A 16,500-nucleotide genomic window follows, 5' to 3' on the forward strand; every position below is an offset into this window, starting at 1 on the left:
GCTCCATGGGGCGGTGCTGGCTCGGATGGCAGTAGGACAACTCCCGGATCAGGTGCGGGAGTTCGCGAGATACCTGCGGGATCTCCTGGCGCGGCTCGACTCCGGCGCCGGGTGGTGCGGCGTGTTCTGGTCGCGCGACCCCGATGGCATGCAGGCCTGCATCGACGGCGCGGAGGTGCCGCCCTGGGACGTGGTGGAGGCGCTGCTGCACGACCTCGCCGCGGCGTACGGGGAGCGGGCCGCCGGGCAGGAGACGCAGCAGGCGCGCGCCCTGCACGCCGCCTCGCTCGCGGCGTACGACGCACGGCCCGGTGGCAGTCAGCTCCTTGGCGAGCGCCTCGACATGATGATCACCGAGCAGCGGTACGCGGTGGAACGGCAGGCGGAGCTCGGGCGTTCGCTCGCCGCCGCGGCGACGCCCGACGAGGTGGAGCGGCTCAACCGTGACCTCGCCTGGGTGCGGGACGACCACGAGCGGGCGACGGCGCGCTGTGCCGAACTCCGGGAACGTATCGAGCGGTTGGAGCAGGCGGACCGTCCCCAGTGGGTCGACCTGGGCACGCCGGACGCCGGGGTCTCGTCGTACGGCGTCGGTGTTCCACCCGCGGAGTATGAGGAGTCCACCGAGGCCACCGAGTACACGGAGTACGGGGAGCATGCGGAGTACGGCGGTGATGCCTCGCCGGCGGACTTCGACGCGGCACCTTTCGACTCCGCCTCTGCTCCTGCCTCCGCCACTGCCCCCGCCCCTGCTCCTGCCCCCGAGGAGCCCCCCGTCCCCGAGCAGGCCGCCGCCCCGCGTCGCCGACCGCGCGGCGCCCGCTTCGCCGGCCTCGACGAGGAAGCGGCCGCCCCCGTCGTCGTACCCGATACGGCCGAGCGGCAGCCCGCCGGGCGCACTCCGCGCGGCGCACGGTACGCGCACGCCGACGACGGGCCCGGCGAAACGGCCCCCGGTGACGTCGACAGCGACACCGGCAGTGTCTTCATCGGCCCGGACCGCGACGCCGGCCGGGCCACCGCCGAAGCCGTCGCCGCACTGGTCAGGCTCCGCGGCGAAGGCCGCAGCGGCGAGGCGCACGGCGTGCTCGTCGAGGCGGCGGGCTGGCCCGCGGCCCGCCTCCCTGCGTTCGGGGCCGAACTGCACCGCGCGGGCCTCGGCGCCGACTGGTCGACGCTGCTCTGGGAGGCCGCGTCGCTGCCGCCCGACCGCCTCGTCGCCCTTGCCGACGCGCTCGCCGGGTCGGGCCGCGCCGACGACTGCCGCAAGCTGCTTCGGCAGGGCGTCGCACGGCCCGCGCCGGAGATCGCCGAAGCGGTCCTCGCGCTGATCGACGCGGGCCGCGAGCGCGAGGCCCGTGCGCTGCTCGACGCCTATCTTCGCGTCCGTACCGCCGAGGACGCGGCCGGCTGCGCGCACACCGATCCCTACCGCCTCATACCGCTGCTCCTGGAGGCGGCCCAGGGGGTGTCGGACGAGCACCACTGGGACCTCGTGCACGCCCTGCGCGTGGCCGGATTCAGCGCCTGACGCTGCCCGCGTCCTGCCCGTATCCCGCTCGCGTCGTGATCGCCGGGTGATCGCTTCTCGCCCGCTCGGGTGCGAAACATGATCGACTCCGCCGGTTAACGGCGATGGTCTTGCCCAGCAGGTCGACGAGGCTTACGTTCTCCTATCTACGCATCAAGTCTACGGGCGTAGAAGCTCTCTGACGTCCCATCACGGACATGTGAAGGAGCAGCTCTCATGGCCACTGTCGTACGCGCCGCACTCGTCCAGGCGACCTGGACCGGCGACACCGAATCCATGATCGCCAAGCATGAGGAGCACGCCCGCGAGGCGGCCCGCCAGGGTGCGAAGATCATCGGCTTCCAGGAAGTCTTCAACGCCCCCTACTTCTGCCAGGTCCAGGAGCCCGAGCACTACCGCTGGGCCGAGCCCGTGCCGGACGGACCCACCGTCACGCGCATGCAGGCGCTGGCCCGCGAGACCGGCATGGTCATCGTCGTACCGGTCTTCGAGGTCGAGCAGTCCGGCTTCTACTTCAACACCGCCGCCGTGATCGACTCCGACGGCTCGTACCTCGGCAAGTACCGCAAGCACCACATCCCCCAGGTCAAGGGCTTCTGGGAGAAGTACTACTTCAAGCCGGGGAACGCGGGCTGGCCCGTCTTCGACACCGCGGTCGGCAAGGTCGGCGTCTACATCTGCTACGACCGGCACTTCCCCGAGGGCTGGCGCCAGCTCGGCCTGAACGGCGCGCAGATCGTCTACAACCCCTCCGCCACATCCCGCGGCCTCTCCGCCTACCTCTGGCAGCTCGAGCAGCCCGCGGCCGCCGTCGCCAACGAGTACTTCATCGCCGCGATCAACCGCGTGGGCGTCGAGGAGTACGGCGACAACGACTTCTACGGCACCTCGTACTTCGTCGACCCGCGCGGCCAGTTCGTCGGCGAGACCGCGAGCGACAAGGCCGAGGAACTCGTCGTCAGGGACCTGGACTTGGACCTGATCGAGGAAGTACGCCAACAGTGGGCGTTCTACCGCGACCGCCGTCCCGACGCGTACGAAGGACTGGTTCAGCCGTGAGGGATCTCTACAGCCGCCACAAGTCCGTCCTGCCCGAGTGGCTCGCGCTCTATTACGCCGAGCCGCTGGAGATCACCCACGGCGAGGGCCGCCACGTCTGGGACGCGGAGGGGCGCAAGTATCTCGACTTCTTCGGCGGCATCCTCACCACCATGACCGCGCACGCGCTGCCCGAGGTCACCAAGGCGGTCAGCGAGCAGGCCGGCCGCATCATCCACTCCTCGACGCTCTATCTCAACCGCCCGATGATCGACCTCGCCGAGCGCGTCGCGGGCCTCTCCGGCATCCCCGACGCCCGCGTCTTCTTCACCACATCCGGGACCGAGGCCAACGACACGGCCCTGCTCCTGGCCACGGCGCACCGCCGCTCGAACCAGGTCCTGGCGATGCGCAACAGCTACCACGGCCGCTCCTTCACGGCCGTCGGCATCACCGGCAACAGCAGCTGGTCGCCCACGAGCCTCTCGCCGCTCCAGACGTTGTACGTCCATGGGGGCGTCCGCGGCCGTGGACCGTACGCCGAGCTGACCGACGCCGAGTTCACCGAGGCCTGCGTCGCCGACCTGCGGGACATGCTCGGGCAGGCACGCGGGGGAGTGGCGGCACTGATCGCCGAGCCGATCCAGGGCGTCGGCGGCTTCACCTCACCCCCGGACGGGCTCTACGCGGCCTTCCGCGAGGTCCTGCGCGAGCACGGCATTCTGTGGATCTCGGACGAGGTGCAGACCGGCTGGGGCCGCACCGGCGACCACTTCTGGGGCTGGCAGGCACACGCCGCGAGCGGCCCGCCGGACATGCTCACCTTCGCCAAGGGCATCGGCAACGGCATGTCGATCGGGGGAGTGGTGGCGAGCGCGGACGTCATGAACTCCCTTGACTCCAACTCCATTTCGACGTTCGGCGGCTCCCCGGTCACGATGGCGGCGGGCAACGCGAACCTCACCTACCTCCTGGAGCACGACCTCCAGGGCAATGCCCGGCGAGTCGGCGGCCTCCTCATCGAGCGGCTGCGCGCCATCTGCGCCCACATTCCCGTCGTACGCGAAGTGCGGGGCCGCGGCCTGATGATCGGCATCGAACTGGTCGATCCCACGACGGGCGAGGCGAATCCGCGGGCGGCGGCCGACGCGCTCGAAGCGGCACGCGAGGGCGGCCTTCTGATCGGCAAGGGCGGCGGCCACGACACGAGCGTGCTGCGCATCGCGCCGCCCATGACGCTGACGGTCGCGGAGGCGGAGGAGGGGGCGACGATCCTGGAACGAGCCCTGAGGGACGTGTAGTTCGGGCAGCACGCCACCGGCGTGTGCCTATGCCTCCCGCCCCGCCCGCCCGTACGTACGTACGTACGCCCAAGCCTGAAAGGGAGCGCCCCACCATGAGTACCCGCACCCTGATCCGCGGCGGCCCGGCGGGCGCGGCGATGCCGTCGCCGGCACACACCACCCCAGAGACTCCAACTCCACGACCAGACCGGGACCGCGATGAGCCCGGCGCAGGGAGGCGCGAAGGATGACCCGCACTCTGATCACCGGTGGCCTTGTCATCACGGCCGCCGAAGAGATTCACGCCGACGTATTGATCGAGGACGGCCGCATCGCGGCCCTGGCTTCCACCGGGACGCAGGAGTGGACTGCGGACCGCGTCATCGATGCTTCCCATAAGTACGTGATTCCGGGGGGTGTTGACGCGCATACGCACATGGAGTTGCCGTTCGGCGGCACCTTCGCCTCCGACTCGTTCGAAACGGGCACGCGAGCGGCGGCTTGGGGCGGCACGACCACGATCGTGGACTTCGCGGTGCAGAGCCAGGGGCATTCGCTGCGGGCCGGCCTGGACGCCTGGTATGCGAAGGCGGACGGGAAGTGCGCGATCGACTACGGCTTCCACATGATCCTCTCCGATGTGAACGACCGATCGCTGAAGGAGATGGACTTTCTCGTTGAGGAAGGAATCAGCTCGTTCAAGCTGTTCACTGCCTATCCGGGGGTGTTTTACAGCGACGACGGGCAGATTCTGCGGGCGATGCAGAAGGCCGCTGACAATGGCGGGCTGATCATGATGCACGCGGAGAACGGCATTGCGATCGATGTGCTGGTGCAGCAGGCGCTGGCGCGGGGCGAGACGGATCCGCGGTATCACGGTGAGGTGCGCAAGGCGCTGCTTGAGGCGGAGGCGACGCACCGGGTGATCAAGCTCAGCCAGGTGGCGGGTGCGCCGGTGTATGTGGTGCATGTGTCGGCCCGGGAGGCGTTGGCCGAGATTGCCAGGGCCCGGGATGAGGGACTTCCGGTGTTCGGTGAGACGTGCCCGCAGTATCTCTTCCTGTCGACGGACAATTTGGCCGAGCCGGATTTCGAGGGCTCGAAGTACGTCTGTTCAACTCCCCTGCGCCCGCGCGAGCATCAGGCGGCGCTGTGGCGGGGCCTGCGCACGAACGATCTCCAGGTGGTGTCGACGGACCACTGCCCGTTCTGTTTCGTGGGGCAGAAGGAGCTGGGCCGGGGCGACTTCTCCAAGATCCCGAACGGGTTGCCGGGTGTGGAGAACCGCATGGACCTGCTCCATCAGGCGGTCGTGGACGGGCACATCACGCGCCGCCGCTGGATCGAGATCGCGTGTGCCACTCCGGCGCGGATGTTCGGCCTGTACGGCAAGAAGGGCACGATCGCGCCGGGCGCGGACGCGGATGTGGTCGTCTACGACCCGGCGGCGGAGCAGGTCATGTCGGCGGAGACCCATCACATGAACGTGGACTACTCGGCGTACGAGGGAAAACGGGTCACCGGTCAGGTCGAGACGGTCCTGTCGCGGGGCGAAGTGGTCATCGACGAGCGGAAGTTCACGGGGCGGGCCGGGCACGGCTGCTATGTCCCGCGCGGTACGACCCAGTACCTCGGCTAATGACGCAGTACCTCGGCTAATCCAGTACCTCGGCTACCTCGGCTAGGAGAGGCGACGCACCATGGATTTCGGACTCGTCCTGCAGACCGACCCGCCGGCTTCGCAGGTCATCAGCCTGATGAAGCGCGCGGAGCGCAACGGCTTCCGCTACGGCTGGACCTTCGACTCGGCGGTGCTGTGGCAGGAACCCTTCGTCATCTACAGCCAGATCCTGGCGAACACCGAGCGCCTGATCGTGGGCCCGATGGTCACCAACCCGGGGACGCGGACGTGGGAGGTGACGGCATCCACGTTCGCGACGCTCAACGACATGTACGGCAACCGCACGGTGTGCGGCATCGGCCGTGGCGACTCCGCGATGCGGGTGGCGGGCCGCAAGCCCAACACCCTGGCCCGGATCAGCGAGGCCATGAAGGTGATCAGGACGCTGGCCTCGGGAGGGGAGGCGGACCTGGGCGGCGGCACCGTCGTCCACTTCCCCTGGATCAAACCGGATGCCCAACTCCCGGTCTGGATGGCCGCGTACGGCCCCAAGGCGTTGAAGATGGCGGGGGAGGAGGCCGACGGCTTCATCCTCCAACTCGCCGACCCCTACCTGACGAAGACAATGATCAAGGCGGTCCGCGACGCGGCAGCGGCGGCGGGCCGCGACCCGGCGTCGGTGACGATCTGTGTGGCGGCGCCCGCGTACCTCACGGAGGACGACTCACCGGCGGCCCTTGCACACGCGCGTGAGCAGTGCCGCTGGTTCGGCGGGATGGTCGGCAACCATGTGGCCGACCTGGTGTCCAAGTACGGCGCACACTCGGATGTGGTCCCCGAGGCCCTGACGGACTACATCAAGGCCCGCGAGGGCTACGACTACTCCCACCACGGCCGCACCGACAACCCCGACACGGCGTTCGTCCCGGACGACATCGTGGACCGCTTCTGCGTCATCGGGACGGTGGAGCAACAGGTGGCGAAACTGCGGCAGTTGAAGGAACTGGGCGTGGACCAGTTCGCGATCTACGCGATGCACGATGCTCGCGAAAGCGTCATCGACGGCTATGGCACCAGCGTCATCCCCGCGCTGCGGGAATGAGGCCTGGGACAGAACCCGGCGTGCAGCCCGACTCGTCTGCCTTTGTGACCCTGGCCAGGGGGTTTCCCTTGGTCAGGGCCATATCTCTTGCGGAGGCGCTTCCCGCTCCTACCTGCGGTTTCCCGGGAGTTCCCGCGTGATTGTGCACGGGGTATGCACGCGGGGCAGCGTGCTGTGGGCGCGATTCAGCCGGTGGGGGCGGGCTGGAGGGTGACGGATGCTCAGCGATGGCTGGGCCCGCCGGTCAGTCGATGCCGTCGATGATGCGGAAGTCGCGCTCGACGCCGTCGGGGAGGGCCACCAGCGCCTTCTGGTATGCCTCGCTCTCGTATGCCGCGACGGCCTGTTCAAAGCTGTCGAACTCGATCAGAACGACGCGTTGCGTGATTCCGGCCTCGTGGGCGACGACTCGACCGCCACGGGACGGGATCCGGGACAGGACGCGCCCGCCCCCAGCCTGAACAGCCAGACCGGCCAGCTTGTCGTAGGCAGTCAGCCTCTCAGGGTCGGAAATGGCGGGGTAGACACTGACCCAGTAGCCCTTAGCCATGGAAACCTCCTGTGTTCGGCCGGACACGTCCGACTTCGGATTGACACTCAGATCGATCGATCCCGGCGACGGGTACTGCGGTCGGTTGAATCGCCATACGCGCAGGTTAGGGCTTGATCTGCGGTCGAGGGAAAGACCGGTACGGGATAGGCTCAGAACGGATCGTTATCAATCGGCAGGGAGGGCACGTGGCGCCGGATACGGTGAGCCTGCGGTACTTCCTGGTCCTTGCCCAGGAGTTGAACTTCACCCGCGCGGCCGCACGGATCGGTATCGCACAGCCCGCACTCAGCGCCCGGATGCGCCGATTGGAGGCGGAACTCGGTACGGCCCTGCTGGTCCGCAACACGCGTAGCGTCGTATTGACCACGGCCGGTGCGGCTTTGGCGGAGTCCGCGCCGCCCGCGCTGGCGGCGCTGGACCGGGCATGGGACACCGCCCGGAGCGCGGCGGCCGGTGAACTGGGCACGCTGCGCATCGGATACAGCCTCAGCGCCGGGGCCGAGACGGCACCGGCCCTGGTGGACAGGCTGATTCGCGGCAACAGCGGACTCGAGGTCGGCGCGGTCCCGATGGCGACACCGGAGATCTCCCCCGCGGTCGCCGACGGCCGCATCGATGCCGGGATCACCCGCGGTGAACAGCCGGGCCGTGGCGTGCGCCGGTTCCTGCTGCGGCGTGCGCGCATCGGGGTCCAGCTGGCGCAGCACCATCCGCTGGCCGAACACCCGGAGATCGAGATCGCCGACGCGGCCGCGTATCCGCTGCGACTCCCGGACCGTGTGGCCAACCCCGTGATCCACGATCAGTTGTCCGCACTGTTCCGAGACACCCGACCACACCCCCGATTCCACACGCCCGCAGTCTCTTTCGACATGTCTCAGCGCGACCTGCGCGACGGGGTCACCCTCGCCCCGGCCGGAGAAGCCGCGGTCACGGCACAACCGGCCGGTCTCACCTGGCGACCGCTGCGAGGCGCGCCCAGCCTGACGATCCACCTGGTCCTCCCACGCGAGCAGTCGCCGCTGCACCGCCGCATCCGTGCCGTCGCCAAAACCCTGGCGCACGAGCTGCACTGGCTGCCGGACTGACGCGCAAGAGGTCAAGCGAGACGGACGCCTGCGGTGGCGAGGCCGAAGACCTTGCGCCCGGCGGACTTCGCGGTGATGACGACGGCGGTCTTGCTGAATGTCCGACACGACCTCGCTACGCCGGCGGATCAGCATCCGATGATGGCGGTGTGCGACCAGGAGCTCGACGAGATGCCGCTCCCGACGGCCAAGGCGATCGAGATCGCGGCGCTCGTTCCCCACCCTGGTCGTTCGCGTACGCCTCACCTCGGGCCGCGTGAACTGCCTGGTCAGATCGAGGAGTTGACGGCTTTCCTGGTGGAGCAGGCAGATACGCCGGTGGCCCGTACCGGATCGCCGGTTGGAGTGCGGCTGGTGCCGACCTGGTCGGCGGAGCTGGACGCGGAGGTGGTGCCGCCCTCGTACCACACACCCCGTCCGGAGCGCGCACGGCGCACGCGCCTCCCTGTTCTCACCACTAAGCGCCCCGCTGCAGAAGTGCACTGACCCGCCGCCAGGCGCTTCTTCCTTGAAACGCTCAGTTCGACATGAGGCGAGGGGTACGGAGGGAACGGCATGCGTGGGCGGGAAGTCTGGACACGACGCAGGCTGTGGGTCGGCGTCGGCTGTGCGGCGCTGGTCGTGCTGGCCGTCACGCTCCGCCGGGTCGGCGGCGGGCACGGTGAGCAAGTGCAGTACGACGGCCCCGCGTTCGTCGTATCCGTGGTCGGCGTCATGGTGTCCGTCGCGGCCCTGCTCGTGGACGTCCTGCGTCGCACGGACGCGCCCCCGGAATCCGGCGTCGTGTTGCGACAGACCGCTGATGCGCTCGCCGAGGCGGTACGGGTCCAATGGGCGCAGGAGGCGCGGCTGCGGCGGCTGCAGGACCCGAAGCCGCTGAACGTCCGCTGGAGGCGGGCCGACAGACTGCTCACGGACGACACACGGAACATCCGGCGTGGGCGCCCGGTGCCGGAGCCCCGGCCCGGAGACAACTGTCTGGCGTCGATCGCCACGGCCTTCGAGGAGGTGCCGTCCAGGCGCATGGTCGTGCTCGGAAGCCCTGGCTCGGGCAAGAGTGTGCTCGCCGTGTGCTGCACGCTCGACCTTCTGAGGAAGCGCACGCCCGGCACGGCGGTGCCCGTGATCTTCCCCCTGGCGGCCTGGGACCCGGGCACCACCGCCCTGCGTGCCTGGCTCGTCGAGCGGCTCGTGGCGGAGTACCGGCCGCTGGCGGCCACCACCGACGGCACCGTACTGGCCGGGGCGCTGCTCGACGCCGGGCTGATCACGCCTGTCCTCGACGGCTTCGACGAACTGCCCCCGGCGTTGTACGGCACCGGGATGCGCAGGCTCAACGCCGAGTTGGACGACGGCATGCCGGTGCTCGTCACCTCGCGGACCACGGCCTGGCGCAGCACGGTCGCGTGCAGCGACGTACTCACTGGTGCGGAGGTCCTTGAGCTGCTGCCGCTGGAGTTCGCCGAGGCGAAGTCATATCTGGAGCGCACCGCGCGTCCGTTACGTGGTCCCCGCGATCGCCGCACGACGGTGTGGACCCCGGTGCTGGACTCCCTGCAGTCCCTGCAGGAGGACTCGCGCGCCCCGGCAGCCGGTGCGCTCCTGCAGATCCTGGCCAACCCGCTCATGGTGGCCCTGGCCCGCACGGTCTACGGCGACGTGTCCCGCGACCCCCAAGAGCTCCTCGACGATCCTCGTTTCGGGACGACGGCCGGGATCGAAGAGCACCTCCTCGACGCGTTCGTACCAGCCGCGTTCGGCGACGGAGGTGTCGACTCACGGTGGCGCACAGCGGACGCCAGGCGCTGGCTGGCCTGGCTTGCCCGCGAGTTGGAGCGGCGAGGGACCAAGCGGCTCGCCTGGTGGGAGCTGTATCTCTGCGTGCCGCGGGCGCTGCGGCTGGTGGCGCCCGCCCTGCTCGCGCAGGCACTCACGTTCGTACTGGCCGTCCCCATCCTGCTCTCCAGCGTCGGCGGCGACGTCTTCGTCGTCGACGACAGGCCGTCACTGGCGGCCAATCTGGTCGGCACCCTGGTCGGATTCACCGGTGGTCTTGCCCTGCTCCTGCCCGTGTCGGCGGCGCGGAGCGAAGGGGGCACGGCACTGCACCGGCAGCTCACGGTCTGCATGGCGACGGCCGCCGTGGCCAGCCTCGGGTACGCCCTCACCGGAGGCTCCGTGCAGTTCGGGCTGCAGTTCGGCACGGTCACGGACGGCTGGGCGGCCGAGTTGTTCGGGGGCGCGGTCTTCGGCGTGCTGATCGCCTTGTACTTCGGGGTTGCGGGTCTTGCCCGCCATGCGGTGCCGCTCGGGCTGCCCTGGGCGGGCAGTCCTGCCGGTCGGCTCGCGGCACAGGCCGGGGGTGGCCTCCTCGCCCTGGCAGGGCTCGTTATCGTCAGGCCATGGCTGTTCGGGCACGACCTCGGCACGTGGCCGATGGTGGCCGGTGCCCTGTGCTTCACCGCGGCCCTGTGCCTGTGGGCGGCAGCGAGGCGACAGGGGGTGCGGACGGCCGTTTCCCATGTCGGTGAGGGCCGTATCGCCCGGCGTTTCGTGACCGGGCTTCTGCACGGCTGGGCTGTGTGCCTGCTTGTCGGAGTGGCGGCAGGCGGGACGGTGGGCGCCGTCGGCTACGCGTTCTCCGCGGTGGAGACCTCCAGGGCGCCCGACCTGGACGGCACGCGGCTTGGGAAGTGGTTGCACCAGGAAACACCTGACGGCGTCCGCACCGTCGAGTCCTCGACGGAGATCGCCGGCATCCTGGTGTACCCACACGGAGGCGCCCGGCTCACGGCATATCCTCACGGCAGCCATCCGCCGAGCTGCGACCAGAAGTGCGAGTCGTTCGACACACGGGTGACCTTCCGCGTTGCCCAGGGCGACCTGCGCATCCTCGTCGACGGCCATACCGCGGCCGATGCGGTGAACATGCTGCCGGAGCTACCCAGGCAGTCTCGGACCTGGCTCGCTCAGAGCGCCGCCCGGCACCCGCTCGACCGGTTCCTGCTCCCCGGTGCGATGGGCGGAGTCCTGATCGCGCTGATCGGCGGCCCTGCTTCGGGTCTCTATCGTGCGCTCAGTGCTCCCTCCGATCTCATCCGGGCGGCCAATCCGCAAGTCATCCTGCGCACGGACCGCATGGCGTCGCTTTCCCGGTCCGGAGTCGTGGCGGTCATGACGGGCGGGGTGTGTGTCCTCCTGGCCTGGGCGTTCGCGTCGCGGGGCGGGCTCGACCATGTCGCGGCGCAGATGTGGGTGCCGATGGGCACCGCCGCACTCGCGCTCACCGCTTGGGGGCAACTGGCCGTTGCCCGTGTCTGGCTGGCCCTGACGCGGCGGCTGCCCTGGCGAATCATGACGTTCCTCGACGAAGCGCACCGCAGGGGAGTGCTACGGCAGTCCGGCGCTCACTACGAGTTCCGCCATCTGCGCATGCAGCAGCGGCTCGCCTCGGCCACCGAGGTGTCGCAGGAAGACCCCCGGGCCACCGCGCCCACGGCATGACGGCCCAGGCAAACGAACCCCGGCAGGGCGCCGTTGACCAGGTAGGCGTCGACGGAGCGGTCGATGCAGGCCGAGTTGGAAGCGTAGGCGCCGTGGCCGGTGCCCTCGCGGATCAGTAGCGATCCGCGCTCCAACTGGGCTTGGACCGCCTGGGCGTTGCTCAGGGGGGTCGCCGCGTCGTCTGTGTAGGAGACGAGGAGTACGGGTGCCGCGCCGGGCGCCCTGATCGGCCCGACGTCGCCCCTGGGCGGCACCGGCCAGGTACCGCAGTCAAGCATCGTCCAAGCGTTGACGCGGCCGAACACCGGTGAGCGCTCTACGGGTACGGGGCGGAGGTCATCCCCGCTCTGCAGGGCTGACGAGGTCCCTACGACGCCTCCGGTGCCAGGGCGTCTCCGCTGCGGACGTTCCATCGCCCGGTGCGGCCGCTGAGTCGGGTGGCGGTGAGCGGGCGGATGTCCAGTCGCCAGAATGCCTGATCGGGTGCCGAGAGGGCGTGGACGAGGGCCGCGCGGATCACGTCCGGCTCGACGACGGCGACGACGTGCCCGGCCGGGCTGCCCAAGGTGTCGAGCCAGGCTGCGACGCGGAGGCGTACGTCGTGCAGTGATTCGCCGCCGTGGGGTACGGCAGTTGGATCGTCCAGCCAGAGAGCGACGGCCTCCGCTTCGGCGCTCGCCACGGAGTCCAGCGTCTGTCCCTGCCAGCGGCCCATGTCGCAGGCGGCGAGGGCGGCGAGAGGTTCGGCGGGGGCAAGCCCGAGTGCCTGGGCGGTCCGGCGGCAGCGTGGGGACGGTGAGGTGTAGGTGGCAACGGCTGGGGGGAGTGAGCCGGCGGCCGCCTCGGCGCGTGCGATTCCCGCCGGGTCGAGAGGGCTGTCGTCGTCGAAGCGGACCTCCTTCAGAGCCTGACTCGTGGCGGGAGATACCAGCGTGAGACGTACGGTCATCGGTTCCTCCGGAGGGCCTTCGCGTGGCCGTTGACCCGCGGCGGCACCCTACCTGTGGGGGGGCGTGTCGGCGTGACGGGGGCGTACGGGCGTGATACGGGACTCACGCCCTTGGCCGGAGGGTCGGCGCGCGGTACGGTCACGGCGAACATCTCAACAGAACGTACAGAACGTGACGACGGCGAGACGGAAGTCCGGTGCAAGTCCGGCACGGTCGCGCCACTGTGAGCCGCAGCGGGATCCTTCGAGGGTGACGCCGTGGTGAGTCAGACCCGTGGACCGTCGTCCTGCACCACCGTATGGGACGCGTGTTCCCCGAGGAGGTTCCACCATGGCCGAGGCCGCCGTTTCTGCTGCCGCTTCCGCTCCTGCTGTTCCTGCAACACCGACTGCTCTGCCCGTACGGGCCGTCCTGCCCTGGGCGCTGTTCGTCGGACTCCTGGCGCTGATCGCGCTGTACTTCGTCGGTGCCGAGCAGGGTGCCACCTCCGTGTTCGCGGGCACCGACGTGCACGAGTGGGTCCACGACGGGCGTCATCTGCTCGGCTTCCCGTGCCACTGAGAGGCGACAAGTACGTGCACGCCTCAACTGTGAGAAATCTGCTGGTCCGTGGCATGCTCGCGGGCCTGATCGCCGGACTCTTCGCCTTCGGCGTGGCCTACTCGATCGGTGAGCCGCCCGTCGACGGCTCGATCGCGGTGGAGGAGGCCCAGGCCGCCCGCGACGCGCCCCACGCGGGGCACGGCGGCGCCGCGTCCGAGGAGGCCGCCGAGGAGGAAGAAGCGGTCAGCCGCACGGAGCAGTCGACCGTCGGTCTGGCCACCGGTGTCCTCGTGTACGGGGTCGCGCTGGGCGGCATCGCGTCCCTGGCGTTCTCCTTCGCCCTGGGCCGCATCGGCCGGTTCAGCCCACGGGCAACTGCGGCGCTCACGGCGGCCGCCGCCTTCACCACCGTCTACCTCGTGCCGTTCCTGAAGTACCCGGCCACCCCGCCCGCGGTCGGCAACCCGGACACCATCGGGAAGCGAACCATGCTGTTCTTCCTGATGATCCTGCTCAGTGTGCTGCTCGGCATCGCCGCAGTCATCATCGGGCGGCGACTGGCACCGCGTCTGGGCAACTGGAACGCGACGCTTGCCGCCGGGGCGGGGTTCATCGCCGTGCTGGCTGTCGCGTTCGTGTTCCTGCCCGCGAACGACGACGCGGTCAAGGCCGGATTCCCCGCAGCCCTGTTGTGGGAGTTCAGAGTCGCTTCACTGGCGATCCAGGCCGTGCTGTGGGCGGTCTTCGGCATCCTCTTCGGAGGCTTGGCACAGCGGCTCCTCGTCCCGCGGGCGGCCGACGCCAAGACCGAGGCCGAGCAGCCGACACCAGCCGTCGCCTGACCCTACGTACGGCGCGACGCACCGGCCCAAGCCCCGCCAACCCCTTTGGGGTCGGCGGGGCTTGGGCTTGGTGCGCCACGGTGGGTCCCCTCAGGCGGCGTCCTCGCGAGTGAAGTGCAGGGCGTCCCGGCCGGCTCGTCGTCTTCGCCCATCGCAGCGGCCTCGCCCCCGGCGACGTAGGGCGAGAGGTCAGTGGCGGACGTGGAGTGCGTCCGCCATGGGGCGGTGGCTGTGCCGCCAACCGGCGCCCACGGCAAGGGCGTCGACGATGTGCGGGTGGTCGGGGGCGAGGCCCGCATGCTCGTGCTCGATCGCCGGGTCGATGGTTGAAGCGCCCTTCGGGCTGGCCGCCGGGTTGATGGTTGAAGCGCCCTTCGGGCTGGCCGCCGGGTTGATGGTTGAAGCGCCCTTCGGGCTGACCGTCGGGTCGATGGTTGAAGCGCCCTTCAGGCTGACCGCCGGATCGACGGCCGAAGCACCACCCTTCGGGCTGACCGCCGGATCGACGGCCGAAGCACCCCTCGGCCGGATCGCAGGATCGACGGCTGAAGCATCCCCCGGCCCGACCGCCAACTCCCCGGCCCGCGCGGGCCACAGCCGCAGTGCCCCCACGGCCGCGCCCAGCGCGATGGCGCCAAGGGCGGCCACGGCCCACCCGAGCCCGGCCGCCCCGCCCAGCCAGCCCGCCAGCGGATACGTCAGCAGCCAGCACGAGTGCGACAGCGAGAACTGTGCCGCGAACGCCGCCGTCCGCTCCTCCTTCGGAGCCGAACGCCGGATCAGCCGCCCGGCAGGTGTGAGCACCATCGAGCACGCGGCCCCGAACGCCGCCCACGTCACAAGGAGCGCGGGCCAGCGCCAACTCCCGCCCTGCCCGGCTGTGACGACTCCGAGCCCCGCGAACATGGCCACGAGGAGCAGCGCCCCGCTCAGCATCACGGTCCGGTCCCGGACCCGGTCGAGCGCGCGGGGCAGGATCAGCGCGACGGCCATCGAACCGCCGCCGTAGAACCCGAGGGCAAGGGACACCGAGCCGACAGAGAGCCCGAACATGCCCTGCACGTACACCACGGAGTTCACGGTCACCATGGCGCCGGCGGCCGCGACCGCGAGATTCAGAGCCAACAGGGATCGCAGCTGCGGCACTTGGAAGAAGAGTCGGCTGCCCGCCATGGCCTTGGCGTAGATCGGCCCCGTGCGTGGAGCGGCGGTCGGCTTCGGCAGCGCGACGGAGACGACAAGCGCCGCCGAGCCGAGGAAGCCGACCATCGTGCCGGTGAACAGCCAGTTGTACGTCATCACGGTCAGCAGCAGACCGGCGAGCGCGGGGCTGAACAGGCTCTCCAGGTCGTAGGCGAGCCGGGAGAGCGACAGTGCCCGCGTGTAGTCGCGCTCCTTCGGCAGTACGTCCGGGATGACGGCCTGGAAGGCCGGGGTGAACGCCGCCGATGCCGACTGGAGCAGGAAGATCAGGACGTAGACCTGCCAGACCTGCCCGACGAACGGCAGGCACAGCGCGACCCCCGCCCGGATCAGATCGGCGCCCGCCATCAGCGTGCGGCGTGGCAGCCGGTCGGTGAACGCGGCCATTGCGGGGGCGATGAGTACGTACGCCGCCATCTTGATCGCGAGTGCGGTGCCGAGCACCTCGCCGGCGCTGTCGCCCGCGATGTCGTAGGCGAGCAGGCTGAGCGCCACCGTCGCCAGACCGGTGCCGCTCAGGGCGACGACCTGCGCGGTGAAGAGGTGACGGTAGGTGCGGTTGCGCAGAACGGACAGCATGCGGAGGGCTCCCCGGTCGTAGGGGCAATCGGCTGCTCCGCCAGCTTAGCCGTTGTGTGCGCATCTGCGCACATGACAATGGGCGTCTTCTCGTCCACCCCGCTCTAGGCTGGGCACATGCCCGAACGCGAGCCCGTCCCAGCTGCGCCCCATGCGCACCTGCGCGAACCTGACACCGCCCGTCTCGCCGAGGCGACCCGCGTGTTCGCGCTGCTCTCGGATCCGACGCGGCTGCATTTGCTGTGGCTGCTCGCGCTGGGGGAGGGCGAGTCGGACGTCGGCTCCCTCGCCGAACGCTGCGCCGCGTCCCGTACCGCGGTCAGTCAGCACCTGGCCAAACTCCGCCTCGCAGGGCTTGTGGAGACGCGCCGCGAGGGCCGCCACATCCACTACCGCCTGGCTGACGGCCACTTGAAGCGACTGGTCATGGAGGCGCTCAGCCACGCCGATCACCGGGTGAGCGGGCAGGCCCCGCACGGCTGAGGATTCGGGCCCGCGTGCGGGCCTCAAGCGTGCGGCAGTGTCCCGCGCTCGGTCGTGCGCCGGATCACCGCGCGGACAACGGATCGCGGTGAGCGCCTCAATCCGCGCAGTACATGACTCAGTTGGCGCCACCGGGGGTTACCGGGCTGGGTCGGATGGCTCGTAGGCGGGTGCGGCGTC

Annotated in this window: 14 protein-coding genes, 1 pseudogene and 1 riboswitch; of the genes and pseudogenes, 11 read left to right on the top strand and 4 right to left on the bottom strand. The window is 70.0% G+C overall.

The features are described 5' to 3' along the window. Positions 1-25: 25 nt before the first annotated feature. The 5 genes from AB0O76_RS26475 (at position 26) to AB0O76_RS26495 (ending at position 6,575) form a co-directional block, all read left to right on the top strand. Positions 26-1,531: a hypothetical protein gene (locus AB0O76_RS26475; RefSeq protein ID WP_365496022.1), complete on the top strand. Its 1,506-nt coding sequence runs from the start codon at positions 26-28 to the stop codon at positions 1,529-1,531. Between the two features lie 216 nt (positions 1,532-1,747). Further along, positions 1,748-2,590 carry a nitrilase-related carbon-nitrogen hydrolase gene (locus tag AB0O76_RS26480; RefSeq protein WP_365496024.1) on the top strand — a complete coding sequence of 281 codons (843 nt, stop codon included), beginning with the start codon at positions 1,748-1,750 and terminating at the stop codon, positions 2,588-2,590. Next, positions 2,587-3,870, top strand: coding sequence for an aspartate aminotransferase family protein (locus tag AB0O76_RS26485; RefSeq protein WP_365496026.1), 1,284 nt, complete (start codon positions 2,587-2,589; stop codon positions 3,868-3,870). Before AB0O76_RS26480 ends, AB0O76_RS26485 begins: the two co-directional genes overlap by 4 nt. Positions 3,871-4,099: 229 nt before the next feature. Continuing rightward, positions 4,100-5,491 (top strand): dihydropyrimidinase, encoded by a 1,392-nt coding sequence (hydA, locus tag AB0O76_RS26490; protein ID WP_365496028.1) that lies wholly within the window; start codon positions 4,100-4,102, stop codon positions 5,489-5,491. A gap of 61 nt (positions 5,492-5,552) precedes the next feature. After that, a complete protein-coding gene (locus AB0O76_RS26495; protein ID WP_365496030.1) occupies positions 5,553-6,575 on the top strand; it encodes a TIGR03842 family LLM class F420-dependent oxidoreductase in 1,023 nt (340 codons plus the stop codon). 244 nt (positions 6,576-6,819) lie between these two features. Here AB0O76_RS26495 and AB0O76_RS26500 read toward each other — a convergent pair whose 3' ends face one another. Continuing rightward, complete coding sequence (locus tag AB0O76_RS26500) at positions 6,820-7,125, bottom strand: DUF1330 domain-containing protein (protein ID WP_365496032.1); 306 nt, start codon at positions 7,123-7,125, stop codon at positions 6,820-6,822. A gap of 188 nt (positions 7,126-7,313) precedes the next feature. Here AB0O76_RS26500 and AB0O76_RS26505 point away from each other — a divergent pair, with 188 nt between their 5' ends. The 3 genes from AB0O76_RS26505 (at position 7,314) to AB0O76_RS26515 (ending at position 11,720) form a co-directional block, all read left to right on the top strand. Beyond that, entirely contained in the window at positions 7,314-8,216 is a 903-nt protein-coding gene (locus AB0O76_RS26505) for a LysR family transcriptional regulator (protein ID WP_365496033.1), read from the top strand. 75 nt (positions 8,217-8,291) lie between these two features. After that, positions 8,292-8,702, top strand: a complete 411-nt coding sequence (locus tag AB0O76_RS26510; RefSeq protein ID WP_365496035.1) for a hypothetical protein — start codon at positions 8,292-8,294, stop codon at positions 8,700-8,702. Between the two features lie 69 nt (positions 8,703-8,771). Continuing rightward, positions 8,772-11,720, top strand: a complete 2,949-nt coding sequence (locus AB0O76_RS26515; protein WP_365496037.1) for an NACHT domain-containing protein — start codon at positions 8,772-8,774, stop codon at positions 11,718-11,720. Here the strand turns inward: AB0O76_RS26515 and AB0O76_RS26520 are convergent. Together AB0O76_RS26520 and AB0O76_RS26525 are read right to left on the bottom strand one after the other, a co-directional pair. After that, positions 11,627-12,133 carry an alpha/beta hydrolase gene (locus AB0O76_RS26520; RefSeq protein ID WP_365496039.1) on the bottom strand — a complete coding sequence of 169 codons (507 nt, stop codon included), beginning with the start codon at positions 12,131-12,133 and terminating at the stop codon, positions 11,627-11,629. The two genes, AB0O76_RS26515 and AB0O76_RS26520, sit on opposite strands and share 94 nt — an antisense overlap. Next, positions 12,088-12,669: a histidine phosphatase family protein gene (locus AB0O76_RS26525; protein WP_365496041.1), complete on the bottom strand. Its 582-nt coding sequence runs from the start codon at positions 12,667-12,669 to the stop codon at positions 12,088-12,090. The genes AB0O76_RS26520 and AB0O76_RS26525 overlap by 46 nt, the downstream gene beginning before the upstream one ends. A gap of 149 nt (positions 12,670-12,818) precedes the next feature. Beyond that, a riboswitch (cobalamin riboswitch) is annotated at positions 12,819-12,961 on the top strand. A gap of 39 nt (positions 12,962-13,000) precedes the next feature. Between AB0O76_RS26525 and AB0O76_RS26530 the strand changes: the two genes are divergently transcribed. Together AB0O76_RS26530 and AB0O76_RS26535 are read left to right on the top strand one after the other, a co-directional pair. Next, a complete protein-coding gene (locus AB0O76_RS26530) occupies positions 13,001-13,231 on the top strand; it encodes a CbtB-domain containing protein (RefSeq protein ID WP_365496043.1) in 231 nt (76 codons plus the stop codon). 14 nt (positions 13,232-13,245) lie between these two features. Beyond that, positions 13,246-14,055 (top strand): CbtA family protein, encoded by an 810-nt coding sequence (locus AB0O76_RS26535; RefSeq protein WP_365496045.1) that lies wholly within the window; start codon positions 13,246-13,248, stop codon positions 14,053-14,055. Positions 14,056-14,637: 582 nt separating this feature from the next. Here the strand turns inward: AB0O76_RS26535 and AB0O76_RS26540 are convergent. After that, positions 14,638-15,837, bottom strand: a pseudogene (locus AB0O76_RS26540) (MFS transporter); the annotation flags it as partial. Between the two features lie 117 nt (positions 15,838-15,954). Between AB0O76_RS26540 and AB0O76_RS26545 the strand changes: the two are divergent. Continuing rightward, positions 15,955-16,320, top strand: coding sequence for a metalloregulator ArsR/SmtB family transcription factor (locus AB0O76_RS26545; RefSeq protein ID WP_365496047.1), 366 nt, complete (start codon positions 15,955-15,957; stop codon positions 16,318-16,320). Positions 16,321-16,500 lie beyond the last annotated feature (180 nt).

This window comes from Streptomyces sp. NPDC086554 (assembly GCF_040686095.1).
In the GTDB taxonomy this organism is placed as follows: Bacteria; Actinomycetota; Actinomycetes; order Streptomycetales; family Streptomycetaceae; genus Streptomyces.

Bases quoted from the DNA above. Each gene is read 5' to 3' on its own strand.
- AB0O76_RS26545 (WP_365496047.1), top strand. From the start codon at position 15,955: ATGCCCGAACGCGAGCCCGTCCCAGCTGCGCCCCATGCGCACCTGCGC.
- AB0O76_RS26495 (WP_365496030.1), top strand. From the start codon at position 5,553: ATGGATTTCGGACTCGTCCTGCAGACCGACCCGCCGGCTTCGCAGGTC.
- AB0O76_RS26525 (WP_365496041.1), bottom strand. From the start codon at position 12,669: ATGACCGTACGTCTCACGCTGGTATCTCCCGCCACGAGTCAGGCTCTG.
- AB0O76_RS26520 (WP_365496039.1), bottom strand. From the start codon at position 12,133: ATGGAACGTCCGCAGCGGAGACGCCCTGGCACCGGAGGCGTCGTAGGG.
- hydA (WP_365496028.1), top strand. From the start codon at position 4,100: ATGACCCGCACTCTGATCACCGGTGGCCTTGTCATCACGGCCGCCGAA.
- AB0O76_RS26530 (WP_365496043.1), top strand. From the start codon at position 13,001: ATGGCCGAGGCCGCCGTTTCTGCTGCCGCTTCCGCTCCTGCTGTTCCT.
- AB0O76_RS26510 (WP_365496035.1), top strand. From the start codon at position 8,292: ATGACGACGGCGGTCTTGCTGAATGTCCGACACGACCTCGCTACGCCG.
- AB0O76_RS26480 (WP_365496024.1), top strand. From the start codon at position 1,748: ATGGCCACTGTCGTACGCGCCGCACTCGTCCAGGCGACCTGGACCGGC.
- AB0O76_RS26500 (WP_365496032.1), bottom strand. From the start codon at position 7,125: ATGGCTAAGGGCTACTGGGTCAGTGTCTACCCCGCCATTTCCGACCCT.
- AB0O76_RS26475 (WP_365496022.1), top strand. From the start codon at position 26: ATGGCAGTAGGACAACTCCCGGATCAGGTGCGGGAGTTCGCGAGATAC.
- AB0O76_RS26515 (WP_365496037.1), top strand. From the start codon at position 8,772: ATGCGTGGGCGGGAAGTCTGGACACGACGCAGGCTGTGGGTCGGCGTC.